Raw genomic sequence first — 16,289 nt, forward strand, 5'->3', positions numbered from 1 at the left:
CGGGGGGGGGGGCCCCCGTTGGGGGGCCCCCCGCCGCCGTCGTCCGGCCCCGCTCAGAACGGCCGCAGGGCCGGCTCCTTCCGCCCGCCGCCGAGCAGCCGCTCCAGGGCCCCCTCCACGTCCCCGCGCCAGGAGAGCGTGGTCCGCGCCTCCAGCCGCAGCCTCGGGTACCGCGGGTGCGGCCGTACGGTCTTGAAGCCGACCGCGAGCAGATGGTCGGCCGGCAGCACACAGCTGGTCGGCACCCGGCCCGCCCAGCCGAAGGCCTCGATCGCCCGCACCCCGCGCCCCAACAGGTCCTTGGCCACCGCCTGTACCAGCACCCGGCCCAGCCCCTGCCTCTGGTAGCCCGGCAGCACCCGGCTGACCATCAGCTGCACGGCGTCCGGCGAGGCCGGGCTGGTCGGGAACGACTGGGAGCGGGGAACATAGGCGGGCGGCGCGTAGAGCACGAACCCGGCGGGCTGGTCGTCCACGTAGGCGATCCGGCCGCAGGACCCCCACTCCAGCAGCACCGCGGAGATCCACCCCTCCTTCTCCAGCTCCGGCTTCCCCGACTCCACCGCCTCCTTCCCACTGACCGGGTCCAGCTCCCAGAACACACAGGAGCGGCAGCCCGTCGGCAGGTCCGCGAGGTTGTCCAACGTCAGCGGAGCGATCCGGCGTCCCATGGCCCGTACCTCCTCCTCCCTTTCACGGTCGAGCATTCCCCCACGAACGCCGATGGGTGCATGTTTCACGTGAAACAGCGCTCACGTGGCACATGCACCCATCGGGTCGTTGCCCTCGGTCCGGTCGGCCGGCTCAGCCCTGCGACAGCCGCAGACCGTCCTCGCCCGGAGCCATGCTGTCCAGGATCCGGTTCAGGTCCTCGACCGATCCGAACTCCAGCACCACCTTGCCCTTGCCGAGCTTGCCACCGCGCTGCGACACCTCGACCTTGACCCGGGTGTCGAAGCGGTCCGACAGCCGGCTTGCCAGGTCGTTGAAGGCCGGGGAGATGATCCTGCCCGCCTTCGGCGCCGGGCGCTTCTCCCCCTTCGGCTCCTCCGAGCGCATCAGGAGGACGAGCTCCTCGACGTTGCGCACCGTGAGGCCCTCGGCGATGATCCGCCCGGCCAGCTTCTCCTGGGCCTCGGGATCCGTCAGCGGAAGCAGCGCCCGGGCGTGCCCGGCGGTCAGCGTGCCGGCCGCCAGCCGGCGCTGGACGGGCGCCGGGAGCTTCAACAGCCGCAGGGTGTTGGAGACGTGTGGCCGCGAGCGGCCGATCCGGTCTGCCAGTTCCTCGTGGGTGCAGGAGAAGTCCCGCATCAGCTGGTCGTAGGCGGCTGCCTCCTCCAGCGGGTTCAGCTCGGCCCGGTGCAGGTTCTCCAGGAGGGCGTCCAGCAGCAGCTTGTCGTCCTCGGTGACCCGGACGATCGCCGGGATCCGCTCCAGCCCCGCCTCGCGGGAGGCCCGCCAGCGGCGCTCGCCCATGATCAGCTCGTAGCGCTCGGCCGCGACCTGGCGCACCACGATCGGCTGGAGCAGGCCCACCTCCTTGATGGAGGTGACCAGCTCGGCCAGCTTGTCCTCGTCGAACACCTCGCGCGGCTGGCGCGGGTTGGGGGTGATCGCGTCCAGCGGCAGCTCGGCGAAGGAGGCACCGGGCACCGGCGCCGGCGTCGACTGCTCCGCCTGCCGCCCGACGGCCGCCCGGGCCGCGACCGTGGCGCGGCCACCCGGCAGCACCGGCACCGAGGCCGGCGACGTCGCGCCGGCCGGCACCACCGAGGTCGGCGCGGACGGGGCGGAGGCGGGCTGCGCCGCCCCGCCGTCCGCCGGCGCGGCGGGGCCGATCAGCGCCCCGAGCCCTCGTCCCAGACCCCTGCGACCACTCACTGCTGACCCTCCGTCGTGCCGTGCTGTGCCATCGGGGCGCCGTGCCCCGTACCGCTGCCGTCCCGCTGCTGACCCACCAGCGAGCCGCCGCCCTGACCCACCGCACGCAGCGCGAGCTCGCGGGCGGCCTCCAGGTACGACAGCGCCCCGGTCGAGCCCGGGTCGTAGGTCAGCACCGTCTGCCCGTAGCTGGGCGCCTCCGAGATGCGGACCGAGCGCGGGATCGCCGTGCCCAGCACCTCGGCCTGGAAGTGGGTCCGGACCTCCTCGGCGACCTGGGCGGCCAGCCTGGTCCGGGCGTCGTACATGGTGAGCAGGATGGTCGAGACGTGCAGCGTGGGGTTGAGGTGCGCGCGCACCAGCTCGACGTTGCGCAGCAGCTGGCCGAGGCCCTCCAGCGCGTAGTACTCGCACTGGATCGGGATCAGCACCTCCTGGCCGGCCACCAGGGCGTTGACCGTCAGCAGGCCCAGTGAGGGCGGACAGTCGATCAGGATGTAGTCCAGCGGCTGCTCGTAGGCGGCGATGGCCCGCTGCAGCCGGCTCTCCCGGGCCACCAGCGAGACGAGCTCGATCTCGGCGCCGGCCAGGTCGATGGTGGCGGGGACGCAGAAGAGTCCCTCGACGTCCACGACCGGCTGGACCACGTCGGCCAGGGGCTTGCCCTCGACCAGGACGTCGTAGATGGAGGGCACTTCGGCGTGGTGGTCGATGCCGAGGGCGGTGGACGCGTTGCCCTGGGGATCGAGGTCGACCACCAGGACGCGCAGCCCGTGCATGGCCAGCGAGGCGGCCATGTTCACGGTCGTGGTGGTCTTGCCCACCCCGCCCTTCTGGTTGGCGACCACGATCACCCGGGTGGCGGCGGGCCGGGGCAGCCCCTCCCCCGCTCGGCCGATCGCCTGAACCGCAGCCTGGGCAGCCCGCGCGATGGGCGTGTCATCGATCTGGTCGATGGTCTCCGAGTCCTGCATGGGGCTCAGTGTTTCACGTGAAACCGGAGCGGCAACAGTCGCCGCTCGGAAGAGGCCGAGCCCGCGGCGGAGCCGCCAGTCGAAGCTGTCAGAGAGCAGAGAGCGACGTTTCACGTGAAACACCATGCCCGCTATGTCGCAAATCTGACGTTGCGACACTCCGGTGATCCGCTGGAGGCCCACCCGTCATCCGAACGACAGCGGGCGGACGGTTCCCCCGTCGGAGGGGACCGTCCGCCCGCTGTCGTGGTGCGTGCCGGGGGTCAGCGGCTGCGGCGCCGGCCGCCCCGGGCAGCGCCCTGACCGTTCTTGGCGCCGGCGTTGCGGCCGGCCCGGGCCACCTTGGCCCGTCGGGTCGCGGCCTTCACCCCGCCGGGGCTCTCCCCCGCCTTGACCTGGACCACCCGGGTCGAGGTCTCCAGGGTGCCCTCGCCGACCTCGATCACGGTCCACTCGACGGCGCCGAGCTTGGCCAGCCCGGCGCGCGAGTCGGCCAGCTCCTGCTCGGCGCTGTCGCCCTTGAGCGCCAGCATCTGCCCGTGCGGGCGGAGCAGCGGCATGCCCCAGCCGGCCAGTCGGTCGAGCGGGGCCACCGCCCGGGCGGTCACCACGTCCACCGCGAGCTTGCCGACCATCTCCTCGGCCCGGCCGCGCAGCACCGTGACGTTCTCCAGCGCCAGCTCCCGGACGACCTCCTCCAGGAAGGTGGTCCGGCGCAGCAGCGGCTCCAGCAGGGTCACCGAGACGTCCGGGCGGGCCAGCGCCACCGGGATGCCGGGCAGGCCGGCGCCGGAGCCGACGTCGCACAGGGTGGATCCGGCCGGCAGCAGCTCGGCCAGCACCGCGCAGTTGAGGACGTGCCGGTCCCAGAGCCGGGGCACCTCGCGGGGCCCGATCAGCCCGCGCCGGACGCCCGCCGTGGCCAGCAGCTCGGTGTAGCGGACGGCGGCGTCGAAGCGGTCGCCGAAGACCTCCCGGGCGGCGGCCGGTGCCTCGGCCAGCACGTCCAGCTCGGGCACCTCGGCCCGCTCCTCAGCGTCAGGGTTCACGTCCGCCCCCGGACGGCCGGCGGCCGCGCTCTCCGTGTCCATCTCGACCTCTCCGATCTCCGGATCCACCGACCCGCTCAAACGCACTGTTTCACGTGAAACATCCCAGAAGGAACAACGACCCCGCCCGCACGAGGCGGACGGGGTCGCGTTCGGTAAGGCTCACCGGCCGCCGCGGCGACCGGTCGTCGGTCCGACGACCTCAGGCCGGCAGCACGACCACGCACCGCTGGGGCTCTTCGCCCTCCGACTCACTGCGCAGACCGGCGGCCGCGACCGCGTCGTGGACGACCTTGCGCTCGAAGGGCGTCATCGGCCGCAGCTTGACCTGCTCGCCGCTGCTCTTGGCCTGCTCCACGGCCTCGGCGCCCAGAACGGCCAGCTCCTCGCGCTTGCGGGCCCGGAAGCCGGCAATGTCCAGCATGAGACGGCTGCGCTCGCCGGTCTCCCGGTGGACAGCCAACCGGGTCAGCTCCTGCAAGGCCTCCAGCACCTCGCCGTCCTGGCCGACCAGGCGCTGCAGCGCGCGGTCGTTGCCGTCGCTGACGATGGAGACCAGGGCACGGTCGCCCTCGACGTCCATGTCGATGTCACCGTCGAGGTCCGCGATGTCGAGCAGACCCTCCAGGTAGTCCGCTGCGATGTCACCCTCCTGCTCCAGGCGGGTGATGAGGCTCTCGTCGGTGCTGGCGACGTCCTCGGCCTCGACGGCGGAGGTGGTGCCTTCCGTCACTGATGGACTCCTTCGGAGATGGGCCCGGCTGGCGGGCGGGGAACGAAGCTCTTCGCAGCTGCCACAACGGGCCAGGGGTCGGTCAGGACTTCTTCTTCGGCCGCTGGCCGCCGCGCTTGGGCTGCTGCCGGGTGCCCTGCTTGGTGCCGCCGGGCTTGGCCGCGGTCTGCTTGTCGGCCGCCGGCTCGGCAGCGGAGTCGGCCGGGACGGCGTCCTCGGCGGCGCTGTCCTCACCCGGCTCGGCCGCCTGGGTGGCACCGCTGTGCTGGCGCTGGGCCTTGGTCTGGCGACGGGGCTGCTGGCGGCTCGCCCGGACCGACTCCTCGACCACGGCGGCGGCGGAGGCCGCCTCGGCGATGGCCGTCTTGGACGGGGGCAGCATGCCCCAGAGCGCGCCCTTGATCTCCGTACCGTCCGCACGCAGTCGGCCGGCCTTCTTCAGACGCGCCTGGCGCTCCTCGAAAGCCTTGCTGCCCGGGGTCGGGTTGTTGTGGATGACGACCAGCTGCTGACCCATCGACCAGACGTTGGTGGTCAGCCAGTAGACCAGGACACCGACCGGGAAGTTGATGCCCATCACGGCGAACATGACCGGGAAGACGTACATCAGCATCTTCTGCTGCTGCATGAACGGCGTCTTGACCGTGAGGTCGACGTTCTTGGTCATCAGCTGGCGCTGGGTGACGAACTGCGACAGCGACATCATGATGATCATCACCGCGGTGACGATCTTGACACTGGTCTCGGGGCTGCTGACGAAGGTCGCGGAGAGCGGGGCGCCGAAGATGTGCGCCTTGCCGGCGCTCACCAGCAGGGAGCCGTGGATCACGCCGATGTCGTGGCCCTTGGCGACGTTGGACAGCACACCGTAGAGGGCGGTGAAGAACGGCGCCTGGACGATGATGGGAAGGCAGCTGGAGAACGGGTTGGTACCCGCATCCTTGTACAGCTTCATCATCTCTTCGGACTGGCGCTGCCGGTCGTTCTTGTAGCGCTCCTGGATGGCCTTCATCTTCGGCTGGATCGCCTGCATGGCCCGGGTCGCCTTGATCTGCTTCACGAAGAGCGGGATCAGGCAGATCCGGATGACGACCACCATGGAGGCGATGGCGAGACCCCAGGCCCAGCCACCGTCCGGGTCGAAGATGTTGCTGTACAGCGAGTGGAACTGGACGATGATCCAGGACACCGCCGTGTAGAGGGGACTCAGAAAACCGAAGGTCACCGGTCAGACTCCTTGGACATCGGGCTTCGCCACCGGCTCCGGCTCGGCGGTCCCGCTCTTGGGGCTCAGCAGATCACGCAGCCGGCGGTGCCACACCGGGTGCTTGCGAGGCGGAACGTGGTCCACCCCGCCGGGCGACCAGGGGTTGCAACGCAGGATGCGCCAGACGGTCAGCCCGCCGCCCTTCACCGCCCCGTGCACCTTCACGGCCTCGTAGCCGTAGTGCGAACAGGAGGGGTAGTAACGGCAGACCGGACCGAGCAGTGGGCTGATGGTCCACTGGTAGACCCTGATCAGACCCATCAGCAGGTACTTCATCGCCCTGCTCCCGTCGGCGCCGTCGCGGCGGGCTCGACCCTCAGCAACCGCTTGAGCGCCGCGTCCAGATCACGTTCGAGGTCCTGGTACGAGGCGGTCGCGGCCTGGGGCAGCGCACGCACCACTATCAGGCTACCGGCGGGCAGCCTGGACAGACGATCACGGAGAAGATGGCGCAACCGGCGCTTCACCAGGTTGCGGACGACCGCCGGGCCAACGGCCTTGCTCACGACGAAACCCGCACGCGCCGAAGGAGTCCCCTCGGCGACGTGCGGGCGGATGTCGCTGGTCCGGTCGGTCTGCCCCTGCTGCTCGTCGTCTCTGCTGAGATGGACGACCAGAAGGGGCCGGCCGGCCCGGCGACCGCGTTTCACCGCGGTCGCGAAGTCCTGGCGCCGCCGCAACCGATTCTCGGAGGGCAGCACAACAGACTCTGGTGCGGATCAGGCGGACAGGCTGGCGCGGCCCTTGCCACGGCGGGCAGCCAGGATGGCGCGGCCGGCGCGGGTACGCATACGCAGCCGGAAGCCGTGGGTCTTCGCGCGACGACGGTTGTTCGGCTGGAAGGTGCGCTTGCTCACTCGGGGGCTCCTGAGGTGAATCGTAGGATGACGGGGGGTCGCTTGGCCGTCACCGTGCGTCCGCGTGATCTCCCCATGATTCGGAAATCCGACCCATCGCCCCAGTTCGGCTGGGGTCTTGGGCAATCCACGGCGCCCGTGCTGCGCGCCTTATGGAGCGGGTGGACCCGCGGACATGCGGCAGCGGCCATCGACAACTCGACCTGGTTACGGTACGCGGGACGGGGCACGAGGGTCAAACCAGCCCTCCGGAGGGCGTTTACCCACAGCCTGTGGACAACGACTTGATCCGTCCCTGTTCGCTGACTACCGTTGCAGGACTTGTCTGGTTTGTTCTTGGAAAGCGTGCACCAGTGGCTGATGTCAACAGCGACCTTGTCCCGGTCTGGGCGAGGGTCGTCGAGCGGCTGGTCAGCGACCCCGATATCGGGGAGATGGACAAACAGTGGGTGCAGCGCACCCAGCCCATGTGGATGATGCACGACACCGCCCTGCTGGCGACCCCGAACGAGCGGGCCAAGCAGGTGCTGGAGGGTCGGCTGCTGCCCCAGCTGACCGACGCGCTCAGCCGCGAACTCAACCGGCCGGTCCGGATCGCCGTGATGGTGGACGCCAACGCCGCGCCGACCACCCCCGCGCCGGCCCCCCAGGCCCCCGCCGAGCCGTACCCGGCCCCCACCGAGCCGTACCCGGGCCCGGCCGAGGACGACTCCGACTACGGCGACCAGGGCTACCGCCAGCCGTACGAGCAGGACTACGAGCGCCCCCGCTACGACACCGGCGGCTACGAGCAGCGCCCCGCGCCCTACGGCGGCCAGCCGGCCCAGCCCTGGCCCGGCTACCAGGAGCACCAGGCGCCGTACCCGGAGGCCGAGGAGCCCGCTCCCCGCCAGGCGCCGCGCCACCTCCCCGGCCCGCCCTCGACGACCCAGGGCGACCTCTTCGGCGGCGCGTACGGCCCCGGCCCAGGCGAGCAGCCCCGCGCCGGCGCCGGCCGCCGCGGGCACGGCTCCCGGCCCTCCGGCGGCCGCCCGGCCGAGAAGCCCGCCGCCGAGCGGTCCGCCGAGCGCCCCGGCGTCCCTGGGGTGCCCGCCCCGCCCGGCGCTCCCCCGGCCGGCGGCTCGCGCAAGGACGAGCCGGCCGCCCGGCTGAATCCCAAGTACCTGTTCGACACCTTCGTCATCGGCGCCAGCAACCGCTTCGCCCACGCGGCGGCGGTGGCCGTCGCCGAAGCCCCGGCCAAGGCGTACAACCCGCTCTTCATCTACGGCGAGTCCGGGCTGGGCAAGACCCACCTGCTGCACGCCATCGGGCACTACTCGCGCAGCCTCTTCCCGGGCACCCGGGTGCGCTACGTGTCCTCCGAGGAGTTCACCAACGAGTTCATCAACTCGATCCGGGACGGCAAGGCGGACACCTTCCGCCGCCGCTACCGGGACATGGACATCCTGCTCGTGGACGACATCCAGTTCCTGGCGAGCAAGGAGTCCACCCAGGAGGAGTTCTTCCACACCTTCAACACCCTCCACAACGCGAACAAGCAGATCGTCCTGTCCTCGGACCGGCCGCCCAAGCTGCTGACCACGCTGGAGGACCGGCTGCGCAACCGCTTCGAGTGGGGACTGATCACCGACGTCACCCCGCCGGAGCTGGAGACCCGGATCGCGATCCTGCGCAAGAAGGCGATCCAGGAACAACTCAACGCCCCCGCAGACGTGTTGGAGTTCATCGCGTCCCGGATCACCCGCAACATCCGGGAGCTGGAGGGCGCGCTGATCCGGGTCACCGCCTTCGCCAACCTCAACCGGGCCCCGGTGGACCTGGAGTTGGCCGGGATCGTCCTCAAGGACCTGATCCCGGGCGGGGACGAGGACGCCGGTCCGGAGATCACCGCGCAGGTCATCATGCAGCAGACCGCCGCGTACTTCGGCCTGGGCGTGGACGACCTCTGCGGCTCCTCGCGCAGCCGGGTGCTGGTGACGGCACGGCAGATCGCGATGTACCTGTGCCGGGAGCTCACCGACCTCTCGCTGCCGAAGATCGGCGCGCAGTTCGGCGGCCGCGACCACACCACGGTGATGCACGCGGACCGCAAGATCCGCTCGCTGATGGCCGAGCGGCGCTCCATCTACAACCAGGTCACCGAGCTCACCAACCGCATCAAGAGCTAGCCGCTCGGCACGAGTTGGCCCCGTGCCCCCCGCGAGCCCCCGAAGGGCGTCAGGAGCGATCCTGACGCCCTTTCGCCGTTTCCACAGGTGTGCGTCGCGCTCCGGCTGGGCAGGAATCCGCCTGACGGACGTGCCACCAGTCCACAGCCCGCGCCGAACAACTGACCGGTGATTCGAAAACCGAGGGCGCGCAAGGCCGTTGTCCACAGGACGGGCCCCTTCTGCACAGTCCACAGGCCGGGGAGTCCGGAGTTATCCAGAATTCGTCCACAGGCCCGTCGCCGCTACGCTCTTCCGCGCAGGTCAGGTGCCTGTGGACTTGTGCACAACGGTTATCCACAGGGTGTGGACAATTGACGGGCCGCCAGTGGGCCGTCCGGGTTATCCACCGGTTGTCCCCAGGGCTGGGACGGTTATCCCCAGGTTGTCCACAGCGGGGTCCACAGTTCGACAACCTTGTGACGCTGTTCATACCCTGGTGTGAAAGGCGTCACGAAAAGTTGACCGGCGCCCGTGGATAACCGGGCCCGGATCTGGGGACAGCCCTGGGGATAACCTGTGGATACCCTGCGTGCCCTGTGGGTAACGCTCGGCTGTCCACAGCGCGGCTCGCCCGTCCACAGCCGCCGTCCACACCCACTGTGGACAAAATTCGGGCGCTGACCTGCGGAAACGGGGTTATCCACGGTTTCCACAGGCCCTACTACTACCGCTACACAGTTAGACCGTGAACCTGCTTTCAAAGTGGGTGGGCCCGAAATCTGTGGACAACGCGACCGGCCGTCGGACCCGACGCTTGTTCGGGTTGCTTCCGCCCGTCTGCCCCGTCTGTCGGCGGAGTACGTCAGACTGTCCTTTGCGACTGGAAGCGGAGTGGTAGAGCTCGGCGGACAGGCGGACCGACGATCAAGATCAGACGAACCAGAGTGCGAGCGGGAGCGCTCGATCCAGGAGGCGGTTACCGGTGAAGTTCCGGGTGGAGCGTGACGTCCTCGCGGAGGCGGTGGCCTGGGCTGCTCGCAGCCTCCCGGCACGGCCGCCGGTGCCGGTGCTGGCCGGCCTGCTGCTGACCGCGCAGGAGGGCAGCCTGGCCCTGTCCGGCTTCGACTACGAGGTCTCGGCCCGGGTCGAGCTGGAGGCGGACATCGAGGAGGCCGGCACCGTCCTGGTCTCCGGTCGCCTGCTCAACGACATCTCGCGGAACCTCCCCAACAGGCCTGTGGAGATCTCCACCGACGGCCAGCGGGTCAGCGTGGTCTGCGGCAGCTCCCGCTTCACCCTCCCCACCCTTCCCGTGGACGAGTACCCGGCCCTGCCCCAGATGCCGACCGCCACCGGCACCGTCTCCGGTGACGTCTTCGCCTCCGCGGTCAGCCAGGCCGCCGTCGCGGCCGGCCGTGACGACACCCTGCCGGTCCTCACCGGCGTCCGGGTCGAGATCGAGGGCGACCGGATCACCCTGGCCGCCACCGACCGCTACCGCTTCGCCGTCCGCGACCTGCTGTGGAAGCCCGAGCAGTCGGACATCTCCGCGGTCGCGCTGGTCCCGGCCAAGACCCTCCAGGACATCGCCAAGTCCCTGGGCAGCGGCGACACCGTCTCCATCGCGCTCTCGTCGGGCGGCGCGGGCGAGGGCCTGATCGGCTTCGAGGGCGCCGGCCGCCGCACCACCACCCGGCTGCTGGAGGGCGAGTTCCCCAAGTTCCGCAGCCTCTTCCCGACCGAGTTCAGCGCGGTCGCCGCGATCCAGACCCAGCCCTTCCTGGAGGCGCTCAAGCGCGTCTCGCTGGTCGCCGAGCGCAACACCCCGGTCCGGCTCAACTTCGAGCAGGGCGTGCTGACCCTGGAGGCCGGTTCGGGCGACGACGCCCAGGCCACCGAGCGGATCGAGGCCGACCTCGAGGGCGACGACATCTCGATCGCCTTCAACCCGGGCTACCTGGAGGAGGGCCTCAAGGCCATCGACTCCCCCTTCGCCCAGCTGAGCTTCACCACCCCGACCAAGCCGGCCCTGCTCAGCGGCAAGGTCTCGGTGGACGCCGAGGAGGACAAGGCGTACCAGTACCTGATCATGCCGGTCCGCCTCTCCGGCTGACCGCCGGCTAGGTCGGTCGTCCACAGGCTGTGCACACCCGCTGTGCACAGCCTGTGGACGTCTCCCCCGACGCTCTCCCCCTGCGTCTCCCCCGCTCTCCCCCGGTCGGCCCGGCGGCGCGGAGTCCGGATCCGCCGGAAGCGTAGGCTCGGGGAGTGCGGCAACGGCGCCGCCGCCAGGCACGTCCCCACAGTAAGGATTTGGTCATGGAGCTCGGCCTCATCGGTCTCGGCAAGATGGGCGGCAACATGCGCGAGCGGATCCGCCGCGCCGGCCACACCGTCATCGGATTCGACCGCAACCCGGAGATCTCCGACGTCGAGAGCCTGCAGGAGCTCGTCGCCAAGCTCCAGGGCCCGCGCGTGATCTGGGTGATGGTTCCGGCCGGTGCCGCGACCCAGGCGACCGTCGACGAGCTCGCCGAACTGCTCTCCCCCGGTGACGTCGTGGTCGACGGCGGCAACTCCCGCTGGACGGACGACATCAAGCACGCCGAGGCGCTGGCGGCCAAGGGCATCGGCTTCGTCGACTGCGGCGTCTCCGGCGGCGTCTGGGGCCTGGAGAACGGCTACGCCCTGATGTACGGCGGCGACGCCGAGCACGTCGCCCTGGTCCAGCCGGTGTTCGACGCGCTCAAGCCCGAGGGCGACTTCGGCTCGGTGCACGCGGGCGCGGTGGGCGCCGGTCACTTCGCCAAGATGGTCCACAACGGCATCGAGTACGCGATGATGCAGGCCTTCGCCGAGGGCTGGGAGCTGCTGGAGGCCGCCCCCGAGGTCACCGACGTGCGCGAGGTCTTCCGCAGCTGGCAGGAGGGCACCGTCATCCGCTCCTGGCTGCTGGACCTGGCTGTCCGCGCCCTGGACGACGACGAGCACCTGGACAAGCTGCGCGGCTGGGCCGCCGACTCCGGCGAGGGCCGCTGGACCGTCGAGGCCGCGATCGACCACGCGGTGCCGCTGCCGGCGATCACCGCCTCGCTGTTCGCCCGCTTCGCCTCCCGCCAGGACGACTCCCCGCAGATGAAGATGATCGCCGCGCTGCGCAACCAGTTCGGCGGCCACGCGGTCGAGTCCAAGTAACCGCAGGCCCCTCCGGAGAAGGCGAGCGCAGCCACCGCCATGCACGTCGCGCACCTGTCGCTCGCCGACTTCCGGTCGTACGCCCGGGCCGAGGTTCCCCTCGACCCGGGCGTGACGGCCTTCGTCGGGCCCAACGGCCAGGGCAAGACCAACCTGGTCGAGGCGATCGGCTACGTCGCCACCCTGGGCAGTCACCGCGTCGCGACCGACGCCCCGCTGATCCGGCTGGGCGCCGAACGGGCGGTCATCCGCACCTCGGTGGTGGACCGCGGCCGCTCCACCCTGGTCGAGCTGGAGCTCACGGCGGGCAAGGCCAACCGCGCCCGGATCAACCGCTCCGACAACGTCCGCCCGCGCGACGTGCTGGGCCTGCTGCGCACCGTGCTGTTCGCCCCCGAGGACCTCACCCTGGTCAAGGGCGACCCGGGCGAGCGCCGGCGCTTCCTGGACGAGCTGCTGACCGCCCGCGCACCCCGGCTGGCCGGGGTCCGGCAGGACTACGAGCGGGTGCTCAAGCAGCGCAACGCCCTGCTGAAGACCGCCGCGATGGCCCGCCGGGCCGGCGGCGGCAAGGGCGCCGACCTCTCCACCCTGGAAGTCTGGGACGGCCATCTGGCCCGCGCCGGAGCCGAGTTGACGGCCTTCCGGATCCAACTGGTGGCGGCCCTGCAGCCGTTGGTGACGGCCGCGTACGGCCGGGTGGCCCCGGGCGGCGGTGAGACCGCGCTGGAGTACCGCAGCTCCTTCGAGGGCGAGCTGCCGACCAGCCGGGAGCAGGCCGAGGAGCAGCTGCTGGCGGCACTGCTGGCGGTCCGCAAGCAGGAGGTCGAGCGCGGGATCACCCTGGTCGGGCCGCACCGCGACGAGCTGGGGCTCAAGCTCGGCCCGCTGCCCGCCAAGGGCTACGCCAGCCACGGGGAGTCCTGGTCGTTCGCGCTGGCGCTGCGGCTGGCCTCGTACGAGCTGCTGCGCGCCGACGGCGGCGAGCCGGTGCTGATCCTGGACGACGTGTTCGCCGAGCTGGACGCCGCCCGCCGGGACCGGCTGGCGGAGCTGGTGGCCGACGGCGAGCAGGTGCTGGTGACGGCGGCGGTGGCCGAGGACGTGCCCAAGGCGCTGGCCGGCGCCCGGTTCGCGGTCGCCGACGGTGCCGTCCGCCGGATCGACGCCTGATCCCCCCGGCACCACACCCACATCACGGAACAGCGCGGCACGGCAGGTGCCGACGTCCGGCGTGCGCGCGCTCCCGTAGGCTGGACGGCTCATCGGGTTGTCCACAGGCTGGGGAAAGGAGATCGCCGTGAGCGAATCGGCGGAGACCTCCCCCGGCCCCGGCGGCGCCGAGCCGACCGGTGCCGACCTCGCCCGGTCCGCCCTGCGGGCCGCCCGCGCCCAGGCCCGCCAGCGCGGGGAGCAGGTCCAGCAGAAGCGCGAGGCGAAGCGGCACGGGCTGCGCAGCGGCGCCCGCTCGGACGGCCGCGACCCGGTGCCGCTGGGCGCGGCGCTGAACCGGCTGCTGACCGAGCGCGGCTGGGAGTCCTCGGCCGCGGTCGGCGGCGTGATGGGCCGTTGGCCGCAGATCGTCGGCCCGGACATCGCCGCGCACTGCCACCCCTCCTCCTACGACGAGGCCGAGGCGGTGCTCACCGTGCAGTGCGACTCCACTGCCTGGGCCACTCAACTGCGCTGGCTGGCACGGCAGTTGGTGGCCCGTCTGAACCACGAGCTGGGCCACGGCACGGTCCGCACCATCAAGGTGCTCGGCCCGGCCGCGCCGGTCCGCGGCTACGGCCGGCTGCGCGCGCCCGGCAGCAAGGGCCCGGGCGACACCTGGGGCTGAGCCCGGCCGGCGCCGGCCGGTTCCGGCCGGGATCGGACCACGATCTTCCGGAACCCCTGACGGCCCTTCCAGGCGCCTCGGGCCCCCCGGGCGAGTATCGGGACTCGTGCCGAGGGGATTCAGGGCGGCATATCTGCCTTCAAGGGCTGCCAAACGCCCATCTCTGTCAGTCGTACCGGTAGACTGAAAGCCAAACACTGTTGCTAGTGGCAACCGAGTCGAAACGCCGTGGTCGCACGCTCGCCCGCACGGGGCGGGAATGCGGCCCGTGCTGTGCCAGAGAGGGCGCTTCGTGGCCGATTCCGGCAACCCCAGCCAGACCCCAGACCAGACCGACCAGGCTTCCTACACCGGTAGCAACATCCAGGTGCTGGAAGGCCTCGACGCCGTCCGCAAGCGCCCCGGCATGTACATCGGCTCCACCGGTGAGCGCGGCCTGCACCACCTGGTGCAGGAGGTCGTGGACAACTCCGTCGACGAGGCGATGGCCGGGTACGCCGACACCATCGACGTCACGATCATGGCCGACGGCGCGATCCGCGTCGTCGACAACGGCCGAGGCATCCCGGTGGACATCGTCCCCGGTCAGGACAAGCCGGCCGTCGAGGTCGTGCTCACCGTCCTGCACGCGGGCGGCAAGTTCGGCGGTGGCGGCTACGCCGTCTCCGGCGGTCTGCACGGCGTCGGCGTCTCGGTGGTGAACGCGCTGTCCACCCGGCTCTCGGTGGAGATCCACAAGGACGGCAACATCTGGACCCAGGACTACAAGATGGGCGCGCCGACCGCCGCCCTGGTCAAGGGCGCGGAGACCGACCGCACCGGCACCACGGTGACCTTCTGGGCCGACGCCGACATCTTCGAGACCACCGTCTACTCCTTCGAGACGCTCTCCCGGCGCTTCCAGGAGATGGCGTTCCTCAACAAGGGCCTGTCGATCTCGCTGACCGACGAGCGCCCCGAGCACGTGGACGAGGAGGGCAAGCCGCTCACCGTCACGTACAAGTACGACGGCGGCATCGCCGACTTCGTCGCCCACCTCAACTCCCGCAAGGGCGAGGTCATCCACCCCTCGGTGATCGACTTCGAGGCGGAGGACAAGGACAAGGCGATCTCGGTGGAGGTCGCGATGCAGTGGAACTCCTCGTACACCGAGGGGGTCTACAGCTTCGCCAACACCATCCACACCCACGGCGGCGGCACCCACGAGGAGGGCTTCCGCGCCGCGCTGACCGGCCTGGTCAACCGCTACGCGCGGGACAAGAAGCTGCTCCGCGAGAAGGACGACAACCTCTCCGGCGAGGACATCCGCGAGGGTCTGACCGCGATCATCTCGGTCAAGCTCGGCGAGCCGCAGTTCGAGGGCCAGACCAAGGACAAGCTCGGCAACACCGAGGCCAAGACCTTCGTCCAGAAGGTCGTCCACGAGCAGCTCAACGACTGGCTGGACCGCAACCCCAACGAGGCCGCGGACATCATCCGCAAGTCCATCCAGGCCGCCACCGCGCGCGTCGCCGCCCGCAAGGCCCGCGACCTCACCCGCCGCAAGGGCCTGCTGGAGTCCGCGTCGCTTCCGGGCAAGCTCTCGGACTGCCAGTCCAAGGACCCGTCCGAGTGCGAGATCTTCATCGTCGAGGGTGACTCCGCAGGCGGCTCGGCCAAGCAGGGCCGGGACCCGCGCACCCAGGCCATCCTGCCGATCCGCGGCAAGATCCTGAACGTCGAGAAGGCCCGGATCGACAAGGTGCTGCAGAACACCGAGGTCCAGGCGCTGATCTCGGCCTTCGGCTGCGGCATCCAGGAGGACTACGACGAGTCCAAGCTGCGGTACCACAAGATCGTCCTGATGGCCGACGCCGACGTCGACGGTCAGCACATCCGCACCCTGCTGCTGACCCTGCTGTTCCGCTTCATGCGGCCGCTGGTCGAGTCCGGGTACGTCTACCTCGCCATGCCCCCGCTGTACAAGATCAAGTGGGGCAAGGACGACTTCGAGTACGCCTACTCCGACCGCGAGCGCGACGCGCTGATCGCCGCCGGCGTCGAGGCCGGGCGCCGGCTCCCCAAGGACGACGCGATCCAGCGCTTCAAGGGTCTCGGCGAGATGAACGCCGAGGAGCTCCGGGTCACCACGATGGACGCCGAGCACCGGCTGCTGCTCCAGGTCACCCTGGAGGACGCCGCCCGCGCCGACGAGCTGTTCTCCGTGCTGATGGGCGAGGACGTCGAGGCCCGCCGCTCCTTCATCCAGCGCAACGCCAAGGACGTCCGCTTCCTGGACGTGTGACGCCTGCGAACCAGGCCCCGCACGTACCAGTCCGCGTGAAAGGAAACTGACCACCA

Annotated in this window: 15 protein-coding genes; 6 read left to right on the forward strand and 9 right to left on the reverse strand. The window is 70.8% G+C overall.

What is annotated here, in order from left to right:
- Positions 1-53: 53 nt before the first annotated feature.
- From ACFWIS_RS36000 to rpmH, 9 genes are all read right to left on the reverse strand, one after another.
- A complete protein-coding gene (locus ACFWIS_RS36000; RefSeq protein WP_380461652.1) occupies positions 54-671 on the reverse strand; it encodes a GNAT family N-acetyltransferase in 618 nt (205 codons plus the stop codon).
- Positions 672-804: 133 nt separating this feature from the next.
- Positions 805-1,881, reverse strand: a complete 1,077-nt coding sequence (locus tag ACFWIS_RS36005; RefSeq protein WP_380461653.1) for a ParB/RepB/Spo0J family partition protein — start codon at positions 1,879-1,881, stop codon at positions 805-807.
- Entirely contained in the window at positions 1,878-2,828 is a 951-nt protein-coding gene (locus tag ACFWIS_RS36010) for a ParA family protein (protein WP_380461671.1), read from the reverse strand. The genes ACFWIS_RS36005 and ACFWIS_RS36010 overlap by 4 nt, the downstream gene beginning before the upstream one ends.
- A 290-nt stretch (positions 2,829-3,118) precedes the next feature.
- The gene (gene rsmG / locus ACFWIS_RS36015) at positions 3,119-3,946 is read right to left on the reverse strand and encodes a 16S rRNA (guanine(527)-N(7))-methyltransferase RsmG (RefSeq protein ID WP_380461654.1); all 828 of its coding nucleotides are present in this window, start codon (positions 3,944-3,946) and stop codon (positions 3,119-3,121) included.
- Between the two features lie 160 nt (positions 3,947-4,106).
- Positions 4,107-4,637: a protein jag gene (locus ACFWIS_RS36020; RefSeq protein ID WP_380461655.1), complete on the reverse strand. Its 531-nt coding sequence runs from the start codon at positions 4,635-4,637 to the stop codon at positions 4,107-4,109.
- Positions 4,638-4,719: 82 nt separating this feature from the next.
- Positions 4,720-5,862, reverse strand: a complete 1,143-nt coding sequence (yidC, locus tag ACFWIS_RS36025) for a membrane protein insertase YidC (protein ID WP_380461656.1) — start codon at positions 5,860-5,862, stop codon at positions 4,720-4,722.
- A 3-nt stretch (positions 5,863-5,865) separates the two neighbouring features.
- Complete coding sequence (gene yidD / locus ACFWIS_RS36030; protein ID WP_188307180.1) at positions 5,866-6,180, reverse strand: membrane protein insertion efficiency factor YidD; 315 nt, start codon at positions 6,178-6,180, stop codon at positions 5,866-5,868.
- The gene (gene rnpA, locus ACFWIS_RS36035; RefSeq protein ID WP_380461657.1) at positions 6,177-6,605 is read right to left on the reverse strand and encodes a ribonuclease P protein component; all 429 of its coding nucleotides are present in this window, start codon (positions 6,603-6,605) and stop codon (positions 6,177-6,179) included. The genes yidD and rnpA overlap by 4 nt, the downstream gene beginning before the upstream one ends.
- Before the next feature lie 18 nt (positions 6,606-6,623).
- A complete protein-coding gene (gene rpmH, locus ACFWIS_RS36040) occupies positions 6,624-6,761 on the reverse strand; it encodes a 50S ribosomal protein L34 (RefSeq protein WP_030059672.1) in 138 nt (45 codons plus the stop codon).
- A 353-nt stretch (positions 6,762-7,114) separates the two neighbouring features.
- Here rpmH and dnaA point away from each other — a divergent pair, with 353 nt between their 5' ends.
- The 6 genes from dnaA to gyrB all read left to right on the forward strand — a co-directional run bounded on the left by dnaA (position 7,115) and on the right by gyrB (position 16,233).
- On the forward strand, positions 7,115-8,932 hold the full coding sequence (dnaA, locus tag ACFWIS_RS36045) for a chromosomal replication initiator protein DnaA (protein ID WP_380461658.1): 1,818 nt from the start codon (positions 7,115-7,117) through the stop codon (positions 8,930-8,932).
- 964 nt (positions 8,933-9,896) lie between these two features.
- On the forward strand, positions 9,897-11,027 hold the full coding sequence (gene dnaN / locus ACFWIS_RS36050; RefSeq protein ID WP_380461659.1) for a DNA polymerase III subunit beta: 1,131 nt from the start codon (positions 9,897-9,899) through the stop codon (positions 11,025-11,027).
- A gap of 206 nt (positions 11,028-11,233) precedes the next feature.
- Positions 11,234-12,109: a phosphogluconate dehydrogenase (NAD(+)-dependent, decarboxylating) gene (gene gnd, locus ACFWIS_RS36055; protein ID WP_380461660.1), complete on the forward strand. Its 876-nt coding sequence runs from the start codon at positions 11,234-11,236 to the stop codon at positions 12,107-12,109.
- A 39-nt stretch (positions 12,110-12,148) separates the two neighbouring features.
- Positions 12,149-13,282 (forward strand): DNA replication/repair protein RecF, encoded by a 1,134-nt coding sequence (gene recF, locus ACFWIS_RS36060; protein ID WP_380461661.1) that lies wholly within the window; start codon positions 12,149-12,151, stop codon positions 13,280-13,282.
- Between the two features lie 127 nt (positions 13,283-13,409).
- Complete coding sequence (locus tag ACFWIS_RS36065; RefSeq protein WP_380461662.1) at positions 13,410-13,949, forward strand: DUF721 domain-containing protein; 540 nt, start codon at positions 13,410-13,412, stop codon at positions 13,947-13,949.
- Between the two features lie 268 nt (positions 13,950-14,217).
- Complete coding sequence (gene gyrB / locus ACFWIS_RS36070; protein WP_380461663.1) at positions 14,218-16,233, forward strand: DNA topoisomerase (ATP-hydrolyzing) subunit B; 2,016 nt, start codon at positions 14,218-14,220, stop codon at positions 16,231-16,233.
- The last annotated feature ends 56 nt before the right edge of the window (positions 16,234-16,289 follow it).

The sequence above is a fragment of the Kitasatospora sp. NPDC127060 genome, assembly GCF_042724935.1.
In the GTDB taxonomy this organism is placed as follows: Bacteria; Actinomycetota; Actinomycetes; order Streptomycetales; family Streptomycetaceae; genus Kitasatospora.

Bases quoted from the DNA above. Each gene is read 5' to 3' on its own strand.
- recF (WP_380461661.1), top strand. From the start codon at position 12,149: ATGCACGTCGCGCACCTGTCGCTCGCCGACTTCCGGTCGTACGCCCGG.
- yidD (WP_188307180.1), bottom strand. From the start codon at position 6,180: ATGAAGTACCTGCTGATGGGTCTGATCAGGGTCTACCAGTGGACCATC.
- ACFWIS_RS36000 (WP_380461652.1), bottom strand. From the start codon at position 671: ATGGGACGCCGGATCGCTCCGCTGACGTTGGACAACCTCGCGGACCTG.
- rsmG (WP_380461654.1), bottom strand. From the start codon at position 3,946: ATGGACACGGAGAGCGCGGCCGCCGGCCGTCCGGGGGCGGACGTGAAC.
- gnd (WP_380461660.1), top strand. From the start codon at position 11,234: ATGGAGCTCGGCCTCATCGGTCTCGGCAAGATGGGCGGCAACATGCGC.